Below are 19,494 nucleotides of genomic sequence, written 5' to 3'. Positions count from 1 at the left end.
CATGACTAAGCCTTCGTTTCATACCGGACGTCCTGTGCATGCCAGTGAAGCAGTCGATGAATTACTGGAAAACTGGCCGATTCCTGATGTTGCACAAGATACCCGAAAACTGGCAGGGCGCTCTACAGCGTATGGCACGCCTTTAGCTGACTTATACCGCAAAGAGCAGCAAAAACAGCAGGTTGAAGAACAACCTGAAGAGCCTGAGATCCCAGCTTTAACCATGGCAGAGCTTGAACGAATTCGTCAAGATGCCTTCGAAGAAGGGTTAAAGCAAGGCCATGAACAAGGCTACATTGATGGCTTTGAAAAGGGCGCACATGAAGGTAAAGAAGCGGGCTTTAAAGAAGGCGTTGAACTTGGTAAAGAACAAGGCCAAGAAGAAATCAAGCCAATTTTAGAAGAGCAACTAACCACGTTAAGAAGCTTACTTGATAGCTTATCTCAGCCATTATCAAAAGTTGATGAAAGTGCAGAGAAGCAGTTAGTGCAGTTAGCAGTGATGCTGACAGAGGTCTTAGTTTACCAAGAAATTAAAACCTCCCCAGAGATTATTTTGCATGCATTAAAGCAAGCCATTGACGCATTAGGTGAAGAGCAAGCGAAAGTACGTATTCACTTACATCCTGATGACATCGCTTTAATTACCGAAAGTTATGGCGAACAAACCATTGCAGATAACCATTGGCAGTTAGTGGCTGAGCCAACCTTAGAGCGTGGTGGTTGTGAAATTAAAACCCCGCAATCATCGCTCGATATGACAATAAAAACCCGCGTCAAAGAAACGTTGGAAAACTTTTTGCATAGTAGTGGTATCTAACACTTTTTAGGCTCATCATGAGTGCTCAATCAATGACTCTTAGCGAACGCTTACAGCGCTATGAAAAACATATCAAGGCTCCTAAACCGGCTGTTGCCGGTATTCTGACGCGTGTTGTCGGTTTAACACTGGAAGCAAAAGGTCTTAGAGCGCCCGTTGGCAGTCAATGTAAAATTGAGACGATAAACGGCTTTGTTGATGCTGAAGTTGTGGGGTTTAACGACCAAACACTTTATTTAATGCCAAATGATCACATCTCTGGCGTACTGCCTGGTGCGCGAGTTATCCCAAAAGTAAACGAAACCGGGTTGCCGGTTGGCATGAGCTTACTTGGCCGAGTGGTGGATGGTCTTGGTCGCCCACTTGATGGCTTAGGTGCTATTAATGCTGAGCATTACCTAAAGTTTGCGCAAAACCCAATTAACCCGCTGGCAAGACGTCCAATTAGTCAGCCTATGGACGTGGGTGTACGAGCCATCAATTCTGTTATTACCGTAGGTCAAGGCCAGCGTATGGGTCTGTTTGCAGGCTCTGGTGTCGGTAAGTCAGTGTTACTGGGGATGATGACCCGCGGATCTGAAGCGGATGTGATCGTGGTAGGGCTTGTGGGTGAGCGTGGCCGTGAGGTAAAAGAATTCATTGAAGAAATCCTTGGCGTTGAAGGTCGTAAGCGCTCAGTGGTGGTTGCAGCTCCTGCCGATGCTTCGCCATTAATGCGTTTAAAAGGCTGTGAAAGTGCAGTGACGATTGCGGAATACTTCCGCGATCAAGGCCTTAACGTGTTGTTATTACTTGACTCTGTTACCCGTTATGCCATGGCACAACGTGAAATCGCCTTAGCGGTTGGCGAGCCTCCGGCAACCAAAGGTTACCCGCCTTCAGTATTTGCTAAATTGCCTGCGCTGGTGGAGCGTGCTGGTAATGGTGGTGAAGGGCAAGGTGCCATTACAGCGTTCTTCACTGTACTTAGTGAGGGCGATGATATGCAAGACCCAATCGCTGACTCGGCCCGCGCTATTTTAGATGGTCACATTGTTTTATCTCGAGATTTAGCCGACAGTGGTCATTATCCAGCCATTGATATCGAAAAATCGATTTCTCGTGTTATGCCACAGGTTGTTTCAGAAGCGCATATGCAACAAGCCCGAGTGCTTAAGCAAGTGTATTCAATGTATCAACAGAACAAAGACATGATCACGTTAGGGGCCTATCAAAAAGGCACCGACCCTATGCTCGACCAAGCAATCAATATGATGCCGCGAGTCAATCAATTCCTTCAGCAAGGCATGAAAGACGTTATTAGTTATGATGATGGTCTGCAAGGTCTTGCGCAGTTATTAGGACAAGGCTAATGGCTAAAAGTAAACTTGATTTATTGTTAAAACTTGAGAGCGATAAAGAAGAATCATTACGTATGGATTACTTAAAAGCGCAGCAGCACTTACAAAGTAATCAACAAAAACTGCAAGGGTTGAATAACTTTCGCATGGAGTATTCTCAGCAGTTACATTTGAAAGGGCGTTCTGGTTTGTCTAGTGCCGGGTTTAGTCAATATCATGCGTTTATCGCGAAAATTGAAGAAGCCATACGCCAGCAAGCAAGTACTGTGAATACTGCAAAACAAGTAGTCACTCAGCGAAAAGCCTTGTGGTTAAAACAGCAAGTTAAAGCAAAAGCAGTGGCGAAGTTGATTGAAAAGCAAGCTGAAAAGCAAGCGATGCTGGTGGCGAAAGCAGAGCAAAAAATGTTAGACGAATTTGCTTCAAATCAGTTTTATCAGCGTCAGCTTAAAAACGCACTTCTCTAAAATTCTAACCTTTTTAGGCATGTTAATTGCATTTACTTAATCAGAAGCATTAATTTTGGCACTTGCGGCGGCAAATTGCCTCATTTCTTTAGGTTACTAGGTTAGGTGAATTATGGCGATCAGTGATATCAATTTGCAGGTTAAAACTGAGCAAGGTACTGGTTTTTCAGGCAAAGACATAGAGTCTAACGAAAAAGCATCGGGATTAAGCTTTTTAACTTCACTCACAGAAGCAAGTGAAGCGGCAAACGCGCATGCAAGTACCAAATCTCAACCAAAAAGTGATACCGACACCGACACTGACTCTGTTGATGAAACTAAAGCTATTAGTCTTTCTGAAGAGCCTAAATCAGATGCCAAATTAGGTGATGAGAACACAACTAGTGATGCTAAAGTTGCAACTGCTACCACGTCTACAGAGCAGCAATCTAAAACAAGTCCAGATATTCGTAATGAAGCTGTAACTAAAGAGCAAGGCGATGAACTCGCCCTTGTCGAAGACGAAGAAAATTCATTACTTTCACAAATAAATGCAGCTCAAGCAATGAGTACGAAAGTTAATAAACTGATTGGAAATAATGAGTTTAGTCCGGTGGTTGTTGATAAAAAGCCAACCCCAATCGATACTATTACACCGGTTATACCGTCACCGATGACAGAGGTTGCAAAGACCGATGATTCAAAAATCGTAGCACAAGATGACAATTCTGTATCAAGCTTATTACACAAGTCAAAAGTTGCGACAGCGGTTGATAGCCAACTAAAAGCGATGGGTGATTTACCGCCAAAAGATAGCGTGACCCCCATTGTTGATAGCCCATTAACCGATAAAGAAAAGCAGGGTGTGTCTGCTGTTAATACGCCTGATACAAAACCTCAGGTGGCTAACATTGCCAGTGCAGCACAAGTAATTGACAGTAAAGAAACAGCAGTTGATGTAGACGCTCTTTTAAATAGCGCCAAAAAACAATCAGCGAATGTAGACACATTAAAATCATCTGAAGAAAAAGTGCCTGATACAAATGAGACAAGCAAAGTTGCTTTAAACAAACTACTTAGCGATACAGATAATGGCACTCAAAGTGATGTGAAAACGGCTGATGTGACGGCAAAGCAAGCACAAAACAACGGTGATAAGTCAGCGGTAAATCTAGCTACTGATGAGTTGGTAGTTCAAAAAAGCGATGCAGCAAGCGCAGCGAGAACATCAGACAAACCAACTGACGCAGCAATCAAGTTAGAACTAGCATTTACAGAAAAACCAGTAACAGATAAGTCAATCGTTAGCCTATTTGCAAAAGTGCAAAGTGGTGATGGACAAACGGTAAGTGAGTTCGCTAAGGGGTTATCTTTAACGTCTGAACAACAAAAGCAACTTGAGCAACAAATAAATCAACTAAAAGCTGATAACAAGCTTGGTGCTGATGAGGTGGCAACAATCAAGTCGCTATTGACTGATGTGATGAGTAGTAAGCCTACAACACAAACTACACAGAGTGTTGTATCACAACAAGCTGTAGAGCCAGAAATTGCTGATGACAGTCAGACGCAGCAAGACGTTAAACTCGCAGATAATAAAGCCCTTGATAGCAAACTGCCTGCAAGCGTAGAAAAGCAGCTTACTGCTCTTAGTAAAGATGAACAGCAAGCACTGTTAAACAAAGTGAATGCTCAGCTTCAAACGCTAACGCCGGGCACAGCTCAGTACGAAAAATTATCTGCGGCACAAACGGTGCTTACAGAGGCAATTAATACCCCTGCAACAGCCAGTACAGCGATGCCAGTAAGTGCAGTAACGGTCAATGCTGAAAATAATAAAGCGAAACAAAATAACACAGCGCAAGTTGCAGCGCAGGTGAGTGAAGCGATTGCTGGTGAAGACGTCACCGCAGAGCAAGAGGTTAAGCTCAATAGCGAACGCACCCAAGAGGCAGTGACGCCCCGTGTGGCGCAATTATTTAATCAATTAACGGCGCCATTGAATACGGCGACTCAAACTGGTGCTTATGAAGTGGCGCATCAGCAATATGAGCAAGCGCTTGATGTACAAACAATGCATACGCAAACAACACAAACGCAGGCTCAATCTAAATCAGTGAGCGTTGACCCTGGTGTAATGCAAGCGATAAACATCATAAAAAGTGATGCAGCGAAGATGCTTCAAGAGCGCGTGAGTGCATTATTAAATATTAATAATAAAGAAGCTGAAATTCGCTTAGACCCGCCAGAAATGGGCAGTATGCAAATTCGTATACGTAGTGATGCTGAGCAAGCTCAAATTAATTTTGTAGTGCAAAATCAGCAGGCTAAAGAGGCATTAGAGCAGTCAATGCCACGTTTAAGAGAAATGTTAGCACAACAAGGGATTGAGCTGGGTGAGAGCAGTATTCAGCAAGGTAGCCCTGAGCAACAAGATGGGCAGTCAGGGCAGGGGCAGTTCGCTGGAAATCAACAAACAGATGAGCAACAACCAGAAGTATCAGCGCAAAGCTCAGAAACTTCTCGACAACAATCGTCATCATCAATAGATTACTATGCATAAGTCCTGCTATTATAAGAAATAAAATAGTTACAGCATGATGAGCTAATAGCTGTAACGCTGAAGGAATTGACAATGGCCGAAGAAGCAAATTTAGAAATAGAAGATACAGGTAAAGGCAAAAAGAAGCTGATTATCATCATTGCTGCTGTAGTGTTGATTGTTGGTGCAGCAGCAGGTTACTTTTTGTTTATGGGTGGTGATGCTCCGGAAGAGAGTTTGGCAGATGAAACAACCGCTGCTGAGGTTGCTGCACCATCAAGTTCGGCACAAGTTGGCTCAGCCCTTTATGTAGCCATGCCACGTCCATTTGTTTTTAACGTGCCAGGCGCTAGCCGCGACCGAATCGTGCAGATAAAAGTACAGTTGCTAGTGCGTGGTGAAGTAAATGAAGAAACTGCGAAAAAGCATATTCCACTTATCGAAAGTACATTGTTAAGCGTACTTTCTACCACGACAGCTGATGAATTAGGTACCAGCGAAGGTAAAGAATCAGTGCGTGTAGCAGCACTTGAAAAAGTGCAATCAGCATTAAATGATGTTGAAGGCAGCAAAGTGATTGAGCGGGTATTATTTACCGGCTTTGTGATGCAATAAGGGGTCAGCGTGAGCGATTTATTATCTCAAGACGAAATTGATGCGCTCTTACACGGCGTTGATGAAGTCGAAGAGGAAGATATTCACGACGGTGATGATTTAGACAGTAATACTCTACAGTATGACTTCTCATCACAAGATCGTATTGTCCGTGGTCGTATGCCGACCTTGGAAATCGTGAATGAACGTTTTGCCCGTCATATGCGAATTAGCCTATTTAATATGATGCGCCGCACCGCTGAGGTGTCAATTAACGGCGTGCAGATGATTAAGTTTGGCGAATACATCCATACCTTATTCGTGCCAACCAGCTTAAACATGGTCCGTTTTCGTCCGTTAAAAGGGACTGGCTTAATTACCATGGAAGCGCGTTTAGTATTCATTTTGGTGGATAACTTCTTTGGTGGTGATGGCCGTTATCATGCAAAAATTGAAGGCCGTGAATTTACCCCAACAGAGCGCCGTATCGTACAAATGCTGCTTAAAATCATCTTTGAAGATTATAAAGAAGCATGGGCACCAGTTATGGACGTGTCTTTTGAGTACCTTGACTCAGAAGTAAACCCTGCAATGGCTAACATCGTAAGTCCGACCGAAGTCGTTGTTATTAGCTCTTTCCATATTGAGCTTGACGGTGGGGGTGGTGATTTCCATATCGCATTACCTTACTCAATGCTTGAGCCAATCCGTGAATTACTTGATGCTGGTGTGCAATCAGACACTGAAGATACCGACTTGCGTTGGAGTAAGGCACTGCGTGATGAAATCATGGATGTTGAAGTGGATTTATCAACGCAATTACTTGAAGTTGATTTAACGCTGCAACAAATCATGGAGCTTAAAGCTGGCGATATTATCCCTGTTGAAATGCCAGAACATATCACCGTATTTATTGAAGAGCTGCCGACCTTTAGAGCGAAAATGGGTCGTTCTCGTGACAATGTGGCACTCCAAATTAGCGAAAAAATTAAACGCCCTGAATCAGTTAAGTCAGAACTACATGTGTTCACAAAAGGTGGCAAAAAACTGGATTCAGATGCAGAATTAGCAGAACTAGAAGAAGATCTACATTTATCTGAAGGTGTAGATTTAGACTGGTAGTCGATTTATAAGGTTAAACATAATGAGTGATGATCAAGATACAATGGACGAATGGGCAGCGGCCTTAGCCGAAGCTGAGGAAGCCGAAAATGCCTCAAGCGATGCTGCTGTGGCAGAGCTTGATGAATTAAAAGATGAGAGACATGAGCTCTCTGGCGATGAAAAACGCAAACTCGATACCATCTTAGACATTCCCGTCACTATTTCGATGGAAGTGGGTCGTTCAAAAATCAATATTCGTAATTTACTACAGCTAAACCAAGGTTCAGTGGTTGAACTAGACCGTGTTGCTGGTGAGCCTCTTGATGTGTTGGTTAATGGGACGCTTATCGCTCACGGTGAAGTCGTTGTGGTAAACGATAAGTTTGGTATTCGTTTAACTGACGTTATTAGCCAAGTTGAACGTATTAAAAAGTTACGATGAATGTGTTAATCGCTTTAGCGAGTGCGTCGAGCACTGCATTTCCAACGGCATCACCGACGGCAGATTTACTGTCTATGGTGATGTCTTTGCTTTTAGTGTTGGTCGTTATTGTTGCATTGGCTTTTTTGGTAAAAAAATTAAACCCAAATCTTGCCAATAGTGATGAGTTTAAAGTTGTGCGTAGTTTGCCTTTGGGCTCTCGTGAACGCTTAATGGTCATTGAAATTGATAACGCTCAGCACTTAATTGGTGTGACCCCGCACAGTATTAATTACCTGCACAAGCTAGAAACACCATTACAAGAAAAAGAATTGCCAGAGCTTGCTAAAAAATTTGGTAAGTTACTGAACCCACAATCACCTTCAAATAAAAAGAATTAACGCTATGATCAAGTGGATACTTATTTTAGCAAGTGTGTTATTTCTGCCATCAGTTAATGCTGAGGGTATAGAAGCACTGACCATTACCACCAACCCTGATGGTTCTCAAGATTACTCTGTGACGCTACAAGTGTTAGCGATAATGACAGCGCTGAGTTTTATCCCAGCTGCGGTCATTATGATGACATCATTCACTCGGATCATTGTGGTATTGGCTATTTTGCGTCAAGCAATCGGTCTGCAACAAACTCCATCGAATCAAATATTGTTAGGTATGTCACTGTTTTTAAGTATCTTTATTATGGCGCCAATTTATCAACAGGTGAATGAGCGTGCTATAGAGCCTTACTTAAATGAACAGGTTACCTCCGTGCAAGCGTTAGAGCTTGCCAAAGAGCCAATGAAGGCGTTTATGCTTTCGCAAGTTAGGGTTAAAGATTTAGAAACCTTCGCGAAAATAGCCGGTTACGACAAACTCGATTCGCCAGAAGACACGCCGCTTATTGTGTTGATCCCTGCGTTTGTTACCAGCGAACTGCAAACAGCCTTTATCATTGGCTTTATGTTTTTTATCCCATTTTTGATTGTGGATTTAGTCGTCGCTTCGGTATTAATGGCAATGGGTATGATGATGCTTTCACCAATGATTGTGTCGTTACCCTTTAAGATCATGCTATTTGTGTTAGTGGATGGTTGGAGCCTAGTAATGGGCACGCTTGCGAAGAGTTTTGGGCTTGGGGTATAGCGATGCAATTCAAGGCACTTAATTAGGTCGGAGGCACAAAATGGAACCAGAAATTTTTGTCGATATACTCAGTGATGCTTTGTTTTTAGTCATTAAATTAGTATCGGCTATTGTGGTGCCAGGCTTGTTAGTTGGTCTTGTTGTTGCTGTTTTCCAAGCGGCAACCTCAATCAATGAGCAAACATTAAGCTTTTTACCACGCTTACTAATCACTATCAGTGCGCTTATTGTTGGCGGTCACTGGTTTACCCAAGAACTCATGGATTATTTTATTCGATTAGTGATGTCGATACCGGAGATTGCAGGCTAAATGGAATTTCCGTTTGCTGTCATCATTCAATGGCTCAGCGACTTTTTGCTGCCTTTGGTGCGTATTAGTTCCATGATTATGATCATGGCAGGGCTTGGCGCCAGGAATGTACCAACCCGTATTAAGCTAGGTTTAGCTGTGGTGGTCACCTTTGTCGCTGTGCCTATGCTGCCGCAAGCAACTTTTAATAATCTGTTCTCGTTTGAAATGGTTCTTGTGGTAATTCAGCAAATGCTGATTGGTGTGGCAATCGGGTTCGCATCAACCTTACTCCTTAATACCTTTGTTCTTGCTGGACAAATACTTGCGATGCAAACCGGTCTTGGTTTTGCGTCTGTTGTTGACCCATCAAATGGCTTAAACGTGCCAGCAGTTGGTCAGTTTTATTTGATTCTGGCGACCTTACTGTTTTTTGTTTTTAATGGTCATTTAATGATGATCCAAATGGTCATTCATAGTTTTGAAGTCTTACCAATCGATGGTAATTGGTGGTCAGTTGATCACTACTGGGATATCGTTACGTGGGGTGGCTGGATGTTCACTACCGCTTTGGTACTTGCTTTAGCACCACTGACAGCCATGCTGGTGATTAACATGTCGTTTGGTGTAATGACCCGTGCAGCACCGCAGTTAAATATTTTTTCGATTGGTTTTCCGTTTACCTTAGTGGCAGGGCTCGTGATTATTTGGGCAACGCTAGGTAACTTCATGACCAATTTGAGTTTCAGTGGTTAAAAATGGTTGAGTTAATGTGCAGCCTTGTTGGTTGTACACCTTAGGAGCACGCCATGGCTGAAGATTCAGGTCAAGAAAAAACCGAAGAACCCACCGGGAAAAAAATAGACGACGCCAAGAAAAAGGGTCAGGTTGCTCGCTCGAAAGAGCTAGGCACCATGTTCGTACTTATCTTCTCGGCAGTCTCGCTATTGCTGTATGGCCCTGAAATTGGCAAAGGTCTGTATAATGTGATGGGGCGTTTATTAAGCCTTAATCGCAATGAAACCTACGATACCACTAAGATGTTTTCAGTGTGGGGCATAGTCGCAGATGCGTTATTATTCCCCATGGCTATGTTCGTATTGATCATCGTAATAGCTGCATTTATTGGTAATACGCTCTTAGGAGGCTATAACTTCAGTTGGCAAGCGGCAGCACCAAAAGCAAGTAAAATGTCGCCTGCAAAAGGCATTAAACGTATGCTCGGCCCGCAAGCAGGGGTAGAGCTGGTTAAGTCAATTTTAAAATTTGTTGTGGTTGCCGGTTTTGCGGTGTTCTTAATTAATACCTTTTTCGATGAAATTCTGCATTTAAGTATTGAAAGCGCGCCGGGTAATTTTATTCATGCTCTCGAAATCCTATCTTGGATGTTCTTAGGTTTGACTTGTACTTTGATACTCATTGCTGCGATTGATGCCCCTTATCAAAGCCATAAGCACCACAAACAGCTTAAAATGACCCTACAAGAGGTGAAAGACGAATATAAAAACTCTGAGGGTGATCCGCAAATAAAAGCCCGTATCCGTCGTACACAGCGTGAAATGTCGCAAAGACGGATGATGCAAGATGTACCCGATGCTGATGTTATCGTAACCAACCCGACGCACTACTCAGTCGCGCTTAAGTACGACACAGCCAAGGCTGGCGCACCAATTGTGATTGCCAAAGGGGTCGATGAGCTTGCCATGCAAATTCGTAAAGTAGGTAAGGGGAATGATGTCCCCATTGTTGAATCGCCAATGCTTACACGTGCCCTGTATCACACCACCGATGTCGGCCATCAAATACCCGATCAGCTATTCACTGCTGTTGCGCAAGTTCTGGCTTATGTCTTCCAGTTAAAACGCTTCCAAAAAGGACGTGGAAAACGCCCTGTACCACTCAATAAAAAGCTCCCAATACCCGATGCTTATAAATATTAATAAGTAGCAATGTAACTTGGAATAGTTATTGCAAATTCCGTGTAGTGTCAATTTTTTGAAATTGTTGAATTATGGAATTTAAAGCGGTATTACAACAACTTAACAGAGATAAAAAAGAATATGCGAAGGGTATCGGCACGCCATTAATGGTACTTGCTGCGCTGGGCATGGTGATTTTACCCCTGCCACCATTTCTTTTAGATATTCTTTTTTCGTTTAATATCGCGTTAGCGCTGGTGGTGTTGCTGGTCACGGTTTACACCATGAAACCCCTTGAATTTGGTATGTTCCCCGCGGTACTACTAATTGCAACTATCATGCGCTTAGCGCTGAATGTCGCCAGTACCCGTGTAGTATTACTCGAAGGTCATAATGGTGGGGATGCAGCCGGTAAAGTTATCGAGGCCTTTGGCTCGGTTGTTATCGGCGGTAACTATGCTGTTGGTTTAGTGGTCTTCCTGATTTTAATCATTATTAACTTTGTGGTTATCACCAAAGGTGCTGGCCGTATTTCAGAAGTATCAGCTCGCTTTACTCTTGATGCAATGCCAGGTAAACAAATGGCGATTGACGCTGACTTAAACGCTGGTTTTATCAGTGCAGAGCAAGCCCGTGAACGCCGTGAAGAAGTAACCCGCGAAGCCGATTTCTATGGTTCAATGGATGGTGCGAGTAAGTTCGTAAAAGGCGATGCAATAGCGGGTATCGTTATTCTAGTGATTAACATCGTTGGTGGTTTATTTGTTGGTATGATCCAACATGATTTATCGTTCAGTCGTGCAATGGAAGTGTATACCTTACTGACCATTGGTGATGGTCTTGTTGCACAGCTACCTTCACTGTTACTGTCAATCGGTACTGCAATCGTTGTTACCCGTCAAAATGAATCGCACAATATGGGCGATCAAGTTAAGAACCAGTTAGGTAACGAAAAGTCTCTTTATATCGCATCAGGTATTTTGATCATCATGGGTCTAGTACCAGGTATGCCGCATATCGCATTTTTAAGTTTAGGTGCATTACTAGGTTACCTTGCTTATTTCACCCAACAACAAAAAGCCAAAGCTGAAGCCGAAAAAGCAGAGCAAGAAGCAAATGGTGGTGCGCCAGGTACAGGTGTTGCTAATAAACAAGAGCAAAAAGAACTTGGCTGGGATGACGTACAGCAAGTTGATGTTATTGGTTTAGAAGTGGGTTATCGCTTAATTCCACTTGTTGACCAATCTCAAGGTGGGGAACTGTTAAATCGTATCAAAGGTGTGCGTAAGAAACTGTCTCAGGAGCTTGGCTTCTTGGTACCTCCTGTGCACATTCGCGATAACTTAGAACTTGATCCGAATGCTTACAGAATCACTATGATGGGTGTTTCAAGCGGTGAGGGTGAGTTGAAACATGGTGATGAGTTAGCAATCAACCCAGGCCAAGTATTTGGTCCAATCAAAGGGGTTGCAACAAAAGATCCTGCATTTGGTCTAGATGCAGTATGGATCAAACCTGATCAAAAAGATGAAGCACAGTCACTTGGCTATACTGTGGTTGATTCCGCGACTGTGGTTGCAACTCATATTAGTCAGTTACTCACTAATAGCGCAGCTTTACTACTGGGTCATGAAGAAGTTCAAAACTTATTAGATATGTTAGCGAAGAGCCATCCTCGACTTGTTGAAGGTCTGGTTCCTGACGTATTACCACTTACTACTGTTGTTAAAGTGCTACAAAACTTACTCAATGAAGGGGTAGCAATTCGCGATATGCGTTCAATTGTTCAAACCCTTGTTGAGTATGGCCCGCGTAGCCAAGACCCTGATGTACTAACGGCTGCAGTGCGAATTTCACTGCGCAGACTTATCGTTCAAGACGCTGTTGGTATGTCTTCTGAGATCCCTGTCATAACCTTGGCGCCTGAGTTGGAACAGATGTTGCATCAGTCACTTCAGAATGCAGGTGACGAAGGTGCCGGAATAGAGCCAGGCCTTGCAGAGCGACTTCAACAATCATTGAATGAAGCGCATCAAAACCAAGAAATGGCCGGTGAACCTTCGATACTGTTAACGTCAGGAATGTTACGTACTGTGTTATCTCGCTTCGTTAAGTACACCATCCCAGGTTTAAGGGTGATGTCTTACCAAGAGGTACCAGACGAAAGACAGATTAAGATTGTCAGCTCAGTAGGCCAACAATAGGATAGTAAAGGGGTTGAACCATGAAAATTAAACGTTTTTTTGCTAAAGATATGCGCACTGCACTGAAAGAAGTGAAAGATGAACTAGGTGTTGATGCGGTTATTATGTCGAACAAAAAGCTTGCTAACGGCGTTGAAATCGTTGCAGCAGTAGACTATGACAAAGCAGCCCCGAAAGCCGAAGCAGCACCTGTGGTGCAAGCAAAACCTGCACCGCAGCATAACTTTGTTAAACCTGAGCCTATGCGTGCTAAACCTGAGCCGCAAGCGAAAGTTGCTGATAGCCTACAAGCGTTACTTGAGCGTCAAGCCCCACGCCCTCGTTCGCCAGAGCTTGCATCAATGTTTAGCCAATCTGGTATCGATACCAGTGAGCACTATCAGCCTAAAGCACCTAGCTATCAGCAACAACAACAACCTGAGTATGCACACGCTCCTCGTTTTCAACAACAAGCAGCGCCTCGTGTGCAAACTCAAGCACATAGCTTAGGTTTTGATGACGACTTAGATTCTGGTTTTGATGATTTAGATTCACCTGCAGAGCACAAAAGCGCTGCGCCAGCTAATCAATCAGAAATGACGACCATGCGCGAAGAAATGAACGCGATCCGTCAATTACTTGAACACCAAGTTTCTGGCTTAATGCAACAAGACATGGCTCGTCGCGATCCGACTCGTGCGTGTATGATTGACCGTTTAGCAGGTATGGGCATTGAGCGTGATGTAGCAGAGCAAATGGCGTGTTTCATTCCTGACGATGTATCTCGCCAACAAGCATGGCAAGCATTACTGCAAATGGTTGAAAACCAAATGCATACAACGAATAACGAAATATTGCGTCAAGGCGGTGTATTTGCGTTAGTGGGTCCAACAGGCGTTGGTAAAACTACCACAGTTGCAAAACTAGCTGCATTAGGTGCGCAAAAATATGGCGCCGATAAAGTGGCGTTGATCACTACTGATACTTACAGAATTGGTGCCTACGAACAATTGGCGACTTATGGTCGTATTATTGGCTGTGGCGTAAAGCAAGTAAAAGATGCGAATGAATTAGCAGAAGTGTTATACCATTTACGTAATAAGCGTCTAGTATTAATAGACACAGCGGGTATGAGCCAACGCGACTTACGTTTAACTGAGCAATTAAACACCCTAATGCGTAATCAGCGTGTTGATATTCGTAGTTATTTAGTATTAAGTGCAACAGCACAGATTAATGTCTTGCAAGAAACCGTAAGACACTTTAAAAAGGTTCACCTAAGTGGCTGTATCTTCACTAAATTGGATGAATCTTTAAGTTTAGGTGAGATTATTAGCATAGCGATTCAAAATCGTCTGCCAATAGGGTATCTTACTAACGGTCAGCGCGTTCCTGAGGATATTCGCGTAGCGAATGCTGAAAAACTAGTGAAAAAAGCTGAACAATTGTATTTAAAACGAGCAAAAGCACAACATTCAAGACGTCAAGCAGTAGCGTCGAACACAGTAGGGATGTATGATTAACACAGTATTAGATCAAGCAAGCGGCCTGCGCAAAATGAATCAAAATAATAATAGTGGCGTTAAAGTTATCGCTGTTACTGGCGGTAAAGGTGGTGTGGGTAAAACCAACGTTTCACTCAATACCGCAATTGCATTAGGTCAGCTAGGTAATCGTGTATTAGTATTAGATGCCGATTTAGGTCTGGCAAACTGTGACGTAATGCTTGGCCTTCGTGTTGAACGTAACTTATCTCATGTTTTATCAGGCGAGTGTGAGCTTGATGAAATTCTTGTTGAAGGCCCTGCAGGCATCAAAATTGTACCAGCAACGTCTGGCTCACAAAGCATGGTGGAATTAACACCTTCAGAGCATGCAGGCCTTATTCGCGCTTTTAGCGAGTTAAACACCGAGTTTGATATTTTAATTGTCGATACCGCCGCGGGTATTTCTGACATGGTATTAAGCTTTTCTCGTGCAGCCCAAGATGTTGTTGTGGTTGTATGTGATGAACCTACCTCAATTACCGATGCTTACGCACTTATTAAAGTCCTGAGCCGTGAGCATGGCGTATACAAATTTAAAATCGTTGCCAATATGGTGCGCAGTATGCGTGAAGGGCAAGAATTATTTGCTAAACTTTCAAAAGTAACGGATCGTTTTTTAGATGTTTCAATGGAGTTAGTAGCAACCATTCCTTATGACGAGAACATGCGTAAATCAACGCGTCGTCAAAAAGTGATTGTTGAATTATTCCCGAACTCACCGGCAGCGGTGGCGTTTAAAACATTAGCAACAAAAGCAGTTAAGTGGCCGATCCCTAATCAACCGTCTGGCCATTTAGAATTTTTTATTGAAAAACTAGTAAACGGCTAACTATGACAACATCGGTGAATAAAGCGATGGGATATCAATCAGCACAGAATCTGAATGCGATTGTTGAAAAACATGCCTCTTTAGTTAAAAAAGTGGCGTGCCATCTAATTGCTCGTTTACCTGCCAGTGTACAACTCGATGATTTAATTCAATCAGGTATGATTGGCCTGATTGAAGCGTCAAAAAACTTTGATGCAAGCAAAGGTGCAAGCTTCGAAACTTTCGCAGGTATTCGTATTCGTGGTGCGATGTTAGACGAAATTCGTAGAGGTGATTGGGCTCCTCGCTCAGTTCACCGCAATGCCCGCCTTGTGGCTGAAACCATATCTGAATTAGAAAGTACGCTAAATCGTGAACCAAAAGACACTGAAGTAGCTGAAAAACTTGATATTACACTGGATGAGTACCATCATATTCTACATGATGTAAATTCGAGTAAAGTATTAGGTATAGAAGACTTAGGCGTAGATGAAGACGTCATCACACCAGTAGGTCAGGATTTAGGACTAGACAAACCGTTTAATAACGTTAAAAATGAGCGGTTTAACCAGTCTCTATTAACGGCAATCCAATCGTTACCAGAAAGAGATGCTCTTGTTTTGTCTTTGTACTACAACGACGAAATGAACTTAAAAGAAATAGGACACATACTCGATGTTAGCGAGTCGCGTGTGAGTCAAATACATGGTCAGGCGATGATTAAGCTCAAAGCAAAAATCAATGACTGGATTAATTAGTAGTAAGTAAATAAAGGTTCAAACCTCACCGGAGGATGTTTTGGATAAAAACATGAAAATTCTTGTTGTTGATGATTTTTCTACAATGAGACGTATCATTAAAAATCTATTAAGGGATTTAGGTTTTACCAATGTGCAGGAAGCTGACGACGGTTCAACAGCATTACCAATGCTACAAAATCAAGAATTTGATTTTGTTGTAACAGATTGGAACATGCCTGGTATGCAAGGTATTGATTTGTTACGCGCAATTCGTGCTGATGATAGCCTTAAGCATATTCCTGTATTAATGGTGACAGCTGAAGCGAAAAAAGAACAAATTGTTGCTGCTGCTCAAGCAGGTGTTAATGGCTATATCGTTAAACCATTCACTGCTGCGACACTTAAAACCAAATTGGAAAAAGTGTTCGAACGTTTAGGTTAATCTAAGGGGAGAGGCTTATGTCAGCACTTGCTGCGCCTCAAATAAGTTTAGAGCAAGCTCGTCAACTTGTTGAGTATCTTGAAAATGGTGAACAAGAAAAAGCCGATAAGCTGATTCTTGAAGCTGCATCGAAAGAACAATCAGAGTTGTTTGCTGAAGTCGGTAAATTGACGCGTCAGCTTCATGAAGCGTTAAAAAACTTTGACTTAGATACTCGTCTCGCCGATTTAACTACCGAAGCGATCCCAGACGCTAAGCAGCGCTTAAATTATGTTATGGAAATGACAGAAAGCGCCGCAAATAAAACCATGGATGCGGTTGAAGCAAGTTTACCGATTGCACAACAACTTGCTGATGAAATCGCAACAATAAAACCCACTTGGGATCGTTTAATGAGCCGAGAAATTGAACTCGGTGAATTTAAATCGTTATGTCATAGCTTAGATAAGTTCATGAATAACTCGCACACCAAAACCGACGAATTACAAGGTTTGATGACTAATGTGTTGATGGCTCAGGACTATCAAGACTTAACGGGGCAGGTTATCCGCCGAGTTATCGAATTAGTGCGTGAAGTAGAAGACAGTTTAATTAATCTCTTAACTGTGTTTGGCAGTCAAGAAGATGGTCATCAACAACAAGAAAAACAGGCCATAGAAAAAGCACCTGCGACCAGTGATACACTAGCAGGTCCTGAAGGGCCGATTATTGATAGTGAGTCTCGCGATGATGTTGTCTCAGGACAAGATGAAGTCGATGACCTATTATCAAGTCTGGGCTTCTAAGAGGAGAGTAGCTGCATGAGCTTTGAAGTCGATGAAGATATATTACAGGATTTCCTTGTTGAAGCAGGGGAAATCTTAGAGCTTTTGTCAGAGCAATTAGTCGAGCTTGAAAATAACCCAGAAGACAAAGATCTTTTAAACGCCATTTTTAGAGGCTTTCACACTGTAAAAGGTGGTGCAGGCTTCTTGAGCATGACAGAGCTTGTTGATGCGTGTCATGGTGCAGAGAATGTTTTCGATTTATTACGTCAAGGTGTGCGTACAGTTACACCTGAGCTGATGGATGTAATCCTACAGGCCCTCGACACTATCAATGAAATGTTCGCTACGATTCAAAATCGCGAACAACCAGAGCCCGCAGATCAAGCCCTATTAGATGTTCTTCATAAATTAAGCCAGCCACCTACAGCAGAAGAGCTCGCTGGTGAAGATATTTCTGTAGCAGGCGATGTTGCAGTTGCACCTGAAGAGCCTGTTATTGAAGAGCCAGTTGTCGATACGCCTGACGTTACAGCTGATATCGCGACAGATAATATTGATGAAGATGACCCATTTGCTTTCGACATGTTGTTTGATGGCGGTGGTCTTGCAGATAGCAAGCCTGAATCACAGAACATTGACGAAATCACCGAAGATGAATTTGAAAGCCTACTTGATGAGCTTCATGGCAAGGGGCAAGGTCCTGCTTCAACCACGCCAGATGTAATTAGTAGCGACAGTGACGACATCACTGATGACGAATTTGACAGCTTATTAGATGAGTTACACGGCGTTGGCAATTTCGGTGAAGTAAAACAAGATAAAGTTGCTCAGCCAGAACCTGTTAAAGCTGCTGAACCTGTTGCACCAACACCTGCTGCAGAAGCAACAAGTAGTGGTTCAGACGATGAAATTAGCGATGACGAGTTTGAAGCCTTACTTGACGAATTACATGGGAAAGGCAGTGCGCCACAGTCTTTAGAAACGGCAGCGCCAGAAAAAGCCCCAGAAACGCCTAAAGCGGAGCCTGCAAAACCTGCTCAACCAGCAGCTTCAAAACCTGCGGCTCAACCTGCACCAGCAGCAAGTAAACCAGCGCCAGCTCCAGCAAAAGCACCGGAAAAAGCTCCCGTCGCTGCAGCAGCGCCAAAGAAAGCGCCACCACCACAGGCTGAAACAACCGTACGTGTTGATACAAAACGCCTTGATGAAATCATGAATATGGTGGGTGAGTTAGTATTGGTTCGTAACCGTTTGGTAAGCCTTGCTAATAACAGCAACAGCGAGTCAATGGGTAAAGCTATTTCTAATCTAGATGTGGTGACAGCAGACTTGCAAGGTGCGGTTATGAAAACCCGCATGCAGCCAATCAAGAAAGTCTTTGGTCGTTTTCCACGCGTTGTTCGTGACTTAGCGCGTAGCTTAAGAAAAGACATCAACTTACAATTAGTTGGTGAAGAAACCGATTTAGATAAAAACTTAGTAGAAGCTCTGGCCGATCCTTTAGTGCACTTAGTGCGTAACTCGGTTGACCATGGTATTGAAATGCCTGATGTGCGTGAAGCTGCAGGCAAGCCGCGTACAGGTACTGTAACCCTGTCGGCTTCGCAAGAAGGTGATCACATCCTACTTACTATCCGCGATGATGGTGCGGGTATGGATGCAGAGAAACTGAAGAAAATTGCGATCACCAAAGGTGTTATCGACCATGACCAAGCAAGCCGTTTATCAGATACAGAAGCATATAATCTAATTTTTGCGCCAGGTTTCTCAACGAAAGAAGAAATCTCTGATATTTCAGGCCGTGGCGTGGGTATGGATGTAGTGAAAACTAAAATCACCCAATTAAACGGCTCAGTTAATATTCAGTCTGAATTAGGTGTAGGGACTGCACTTGAAATCAAGGTGCCGTTGACGCTTGCGATTCTACCAACCTTAATGGTTATTGTTGGTGAGCAAACATTTGCTTTACCACTTGCTGGTGTAAGCGAAATATTCCATCTTGATTTAACGAAAACAAACGTAGTGGATGGTCAGCTGACAATTATTGTACGTGAAAAAGCGATACCGCTTTTCTACTTACAACATTGGTTAGTAAAAGGAGCCAACCGCCAAGAGCGCAAAGCAGAAGGTCACGTGGTTATTGTTCAAATAGGCACTAAACAAGTGGGCTTTGTGGTTGACTCGTTAATTGGTCAAGAAGAGGTGGTAATTAAACCTCTTGATGCATTATTGCAAGGCACACCGGGTATGGCTGGTGCAACCATCACGTCTGATGGGGGTATCGCACTTATTTTAGACGTACCTAGCATGCTGAAGCACTACGTTGGCTAATAATAAATAGTAAAGTGCAGCGCTCAAGCTGCACTTTCAATGAAATAAAACAAGA

At 43.1% G+C, this 19,494-nt stretch carries 18 protein-coding genes and 1 pseudogene; all 19 read left to right on the top strand.

Translation table 11 applies throughout. From position 1 onward, the window contains the following. Position 1 precedes the first annotated feature (1 nt). The 19 genes and pseudogenes from fliH (at position 2) to C2M33_RS19915 (ending at position 19,439) form a co-directional block, all read left to right on the top strand. A complete protein-coding gene (gene fliH / locus C2M33_RS20005) occupies positions 2–820 on the top strand; it encodes a flagellar assembly protein FliH (RefSeq protein ID WP_063706587.1) in 819 nt (272 codons plus the stop codon). Positions 821–837: 17 nt separating this feature from the next. After that, on the top strand, positions 838–2,172 hold the full coding sequence (gene fliI / locus C2M33_RS20000; protein WP_063706590.1) for a flagellar protein export ATPase FliI: 1,335 nt from the start codon (positions 838–840) through the stop codon (positions 2,170–2,172). Beyond that, positions 2,172–2,627, top strand: coding sequence for a flagellar export protein FliJ (gene fliJ, locus C2M33_RS19995; protein ID WP_063706592.1), 456 nt, complete (start codon positions 2,172–2,174; stop codon positions 2,625–2,627). The genes fliI and fliJ overlap by 1 nt, the downstream gene beginning before the upstream one ends. Positions 2,628–2,739: 112 nt before the next feature. Then, positions 2,740–5,169, top strand: coding sequence for a flagellar hook-length control protein FliK (locus C2M33_RS21390; RefSeq protein ID WP_063706594.1), 2,430 nt, complete (start codon positions 2,740–2,742; stop codon positions 5,167–5,169). A 72-nt stretch (positions 5,170–5,241) separates the two neighbouring features. Beyond that, complete coding sequence (gene fliL / locus C2M33_RS19985; protein ID WP_063706596.1) at positions 5,242–5,763, top strand: flagellar basal body-associated protein FliL; 522 nt, start codon at positions 5,242–5,244, stop codon at positions 5,761–5,763. Positions 5,764–5,772: 9 nt separating this feature from the next. Further along, positions 5,773–6,864, top strand: coding sequence for a flagellar motor switch protein FliM (fliM, locus tag C2M33_RS19980; protein ID WP_063706598.1), 1,092 nt, complete (start codon positions 5,773–5,775; stop codon positions 6,862–6,864). 22 nt (positions 6,865–6,886) lie between these two features. Continuing rightward, entirely contained in the window at positions 6,887–7,288 is a 402-nt protein-coding gene (fliN, locus tag C2M33_RS19975) for a flagellar motor switch protein FliN (protein WP_063706600.1), read from the top strand. After that, entirely contained in the window at positions 7,285–7,668 is a 384-nt protein-coding gene (fliO, locus tag C2M33_RS19970) for a flagellar biosynthetic protein FliO (protein WP_063706602.1), read from the top strand. Before fliN ends, fliO begins: the two co-directional genes overlap by 4 nt. 4 nt (positions 7,669–7,672) lie before the next feature. After that, positions 7,673–8,413: a flagellar type III secretion system pore protein FliP gene (fliP, locus tag C2M33_RS19965; protein ID WP_063706604.1), complete on the top strand. Its 741-nt coding sequence runs from the start codon at positions 7,673–7,675 to the stop codon at positions 8,411–8,413. A gap of 40 nt (positions 8,414–8,453) precedes the next feature. Beyond that, positions 8,454–8,723 carry a flagellar biosynthesis protein FliQ gene (gene fliQ / locus C2M33_RS19960; RefSeq protein ID WP_063706606.1) on the top strand — a complete coding sequence of 90 codons (270 nt, stop codon included), beginning with the start codon at positions 8,454–8,456 and terminating at the stop codon, positions 8,721–8,723. Next, a pseudogene (fliR, locus tag C2M33_RS19955) lies at positions 8,724–9,502 on the top strand (flagellar biosynthetic protein FliR). 9 nt (positions 9,503–9,511) lie between these two features. Next, entirely contained in the window at positions 9,512–10,642 is a 1,131-nt protein-coding gene (flhB, locus tag C2M33_RS19950; RefSeq protein WP_063706609.1) for a flagellar biosynthesis protein FlhB, read from the top strand. Between the two features lie 71 nt (positions 10,643–10,713). Beyond that, on the top strand, positions 10,714–12,825 hold the full coding sequence (flhA, locus tag C2M33_RS19945; protein ID WP_063706611.1) for a flagellar biosynthesis protein FlhA: 2,112 nt from the start codon (positions 10,714–10,716) through the stop codon (positions 12,823–12,825). 20 nt (positions 12,826–12,845) lie between these two features. Continuing rightward, on the top strand, positions 12,846–14,327 hold the full coding sequence (gene flhF / locus C2M33_RS19940) for a flagellar biosynthesis protein FlhF (protein ID WP_105175239.1): 1,482 nt from the start codon (positions 12,846–12,848) through the stop codon (positions 14,325–14,327). Then, a complete protein-coding gene (locus C2M33_RS19935) occupies positions 14,320–15,180 on the top strand; it encodes a MinD/ParA family ATP-binding protein (RefSeq protein ID WP_036970099.1) in 861 nt (286 codons plus the stop codon). Before flhF ends, C2M33_RS19935 begins: the two co-directional genes overlap by 8 nt. Positions 15,181–15,206: 26 nt before the next feature. After that, positions 15,207–15,917 carry an RNA polymerase sigma factor FliA gene (locus C2M33_RS19930; RefSeq protein ID WP_054562345.1) on the top strand — a complete coding sequence of 237 codons (711 nt, stop codon included), beginning with the start codon at positions 15,207–15,209 and terminating at the stop codon, positions 15,915–15,917. A gap of 40 nt (positions 15,918–15,957) precedes the next feature. Then, positions 15,958–16,341 (top strand): chemotaxis response regulator CheY, encoded by a 384-nt coding sequence (cheY, locus tag C2M33_RS19925; RefSeq protein WP_016708035.1) that lies wholly within the window; start codon positions 15,958–15,960, stop codon positions 16,339–16,341. Positions 16,342–16,358: 17 nt separating this feature from the next. Then, positions 16,359–17,126, top strand: coding sequence for a protein phosphatase CheZ (locus tag C2M33_RS19920; protein ID WP_063706616.1), 768 nt, complete (start codon positions 16,359–16,361; stop codon positions 17,124–17,126). Between the two features lie 15 nt (positions 17,127–17,141). Further along, positions 17,142–19,439, top strand: a complete 2,298-nt coding sequence (locus C2M33_RS19915) for a chemotaxis protein CheA (RefSeq protein WP_105175238.1) — start codon at positions 17,142–17,144, stop codon at positions 19,437–19,439. Positions 19,440–19,494: the final 55 nt, after the last annotated feature.

The organism is Pseudoalteromonas sp. T1lg122 (assembly GCF_002964825.1).
GTDB lineage: Bacteria > Pseudomonadota > Gammaproteobacteria > Enterobacterales > Alteromonadaceae > Pseudoalteromonas > Pseudoalteromonas gelatinilytica.
The sequence above is the reverse complement of the archived record's forward strand: the minus strand, read 5'-3'. Positions and strand labels throughout refer to the sequence as shown.

Bases quoted from the DNA above. Each gene is read 5' to 3' on its own strand.
- fliH (WP_063706587.1), top strand. From the start codon at position 2: ATGACTAAGCCTTCGTTTCATACCGGACGTCCTGTGCATGCCAGTGAA.
- C2M33_RS21390 (WP_063706594.1), top strand. From the start codon at position 2,740: ATGGCGATCAGTGATATCAATTTGCAGGTTAAAACTGAGCAAGGTACT.
- fliJ (WP_063706592.1), top strand. From the start codon at position 2,172: ATGGCTAAAAGTAAACTTGATTTATTGTTAAAACTTGAGAGCGATAAA.
- fliO (WP_063706602.1), top strand. From the start codon at position 7,285: ATGAATGTGTTAATCGCTTTAGCGAGTGCGTCGAGCACTGCATTTCCA.
- flhA (WP_063706611.1), top strand. From the start codon at position 10,714: ATGGAATTTAAAGCGGTATTACAACAACTTAACAGAGATAAAAAAGAA.
- C2M33_RS19930 (WP_054562345.1), top strand. From the start codon at position 15,207: ATGGGATATCAATCAGCACAGAATCTGAATGCGATTGTTGAAAAACAT.
- flhB (WP_063706609.1), top strand. From the start codon at position 9,512: ATGGCTGAAGATTCAGGTCAAGAAAAAACCGAAGAACCCACCGGGAAA.
- fliP (WP_063706604.1), top strand. From the start codon at position 7,673: ATGATCAAGTGGATACTTATTTTAGCAAGTGTGTTATTTCTGCCATCA.
- C2M33_RS19915 (WP_105175238.1), top strand. From the start codon at position 17,142: ATGAGCTTTGAAGTCGATGAAGATATATTACAGGATTTCCTTGTTGAA.
- flhF (WP_105175239.1), top strand. From the start codon at position 12,846: ATGAAAATTAAACGTTTTTTTGCTAAAGATATGCGCACTGCACTGAAA.
- C2M33_RS19920 (WP_063706616.1), top strand. From the start codon at position 16,359: ATGTCAGCACTTGCTGCGCCTCAAATAAGTTTAGAGCAAGCTCGTCAA.
- fliL (WP_063706596.1), top strand. From the start codon at position 5,242: ATGGCCGAAGAAGCAAATTTAGAAATAGAAGATACAGGTAAAGGCAAA.
- fliN (WP_063706600.1), top strand. From the start codon at position 6,887: ATGAGTGATGATCAAGATACAATGGACGAATGGGCAGCGGCCTTAGCC.
- fliQ (WP_063706606.1), top strand. From the start codon at position 8,454: ATGGAACCAGAAATTTTTGTCGATATACTCAGTGATGCTTTGTTTTTA.
- fliI (WP_063706590.1), top strand. From the start codon at position 838: ATGAGTGCTCAATCAATGACTCTTAGCGAACGCTTACAGCGCTATGAA.
- C2M33_RS19935 (WP_036970099.1), top strand. From the start codon at position 14,320: ATGATTAACACAGTATTAGATCAAGCAAGCGGCCTGCGCAAAATGAAT.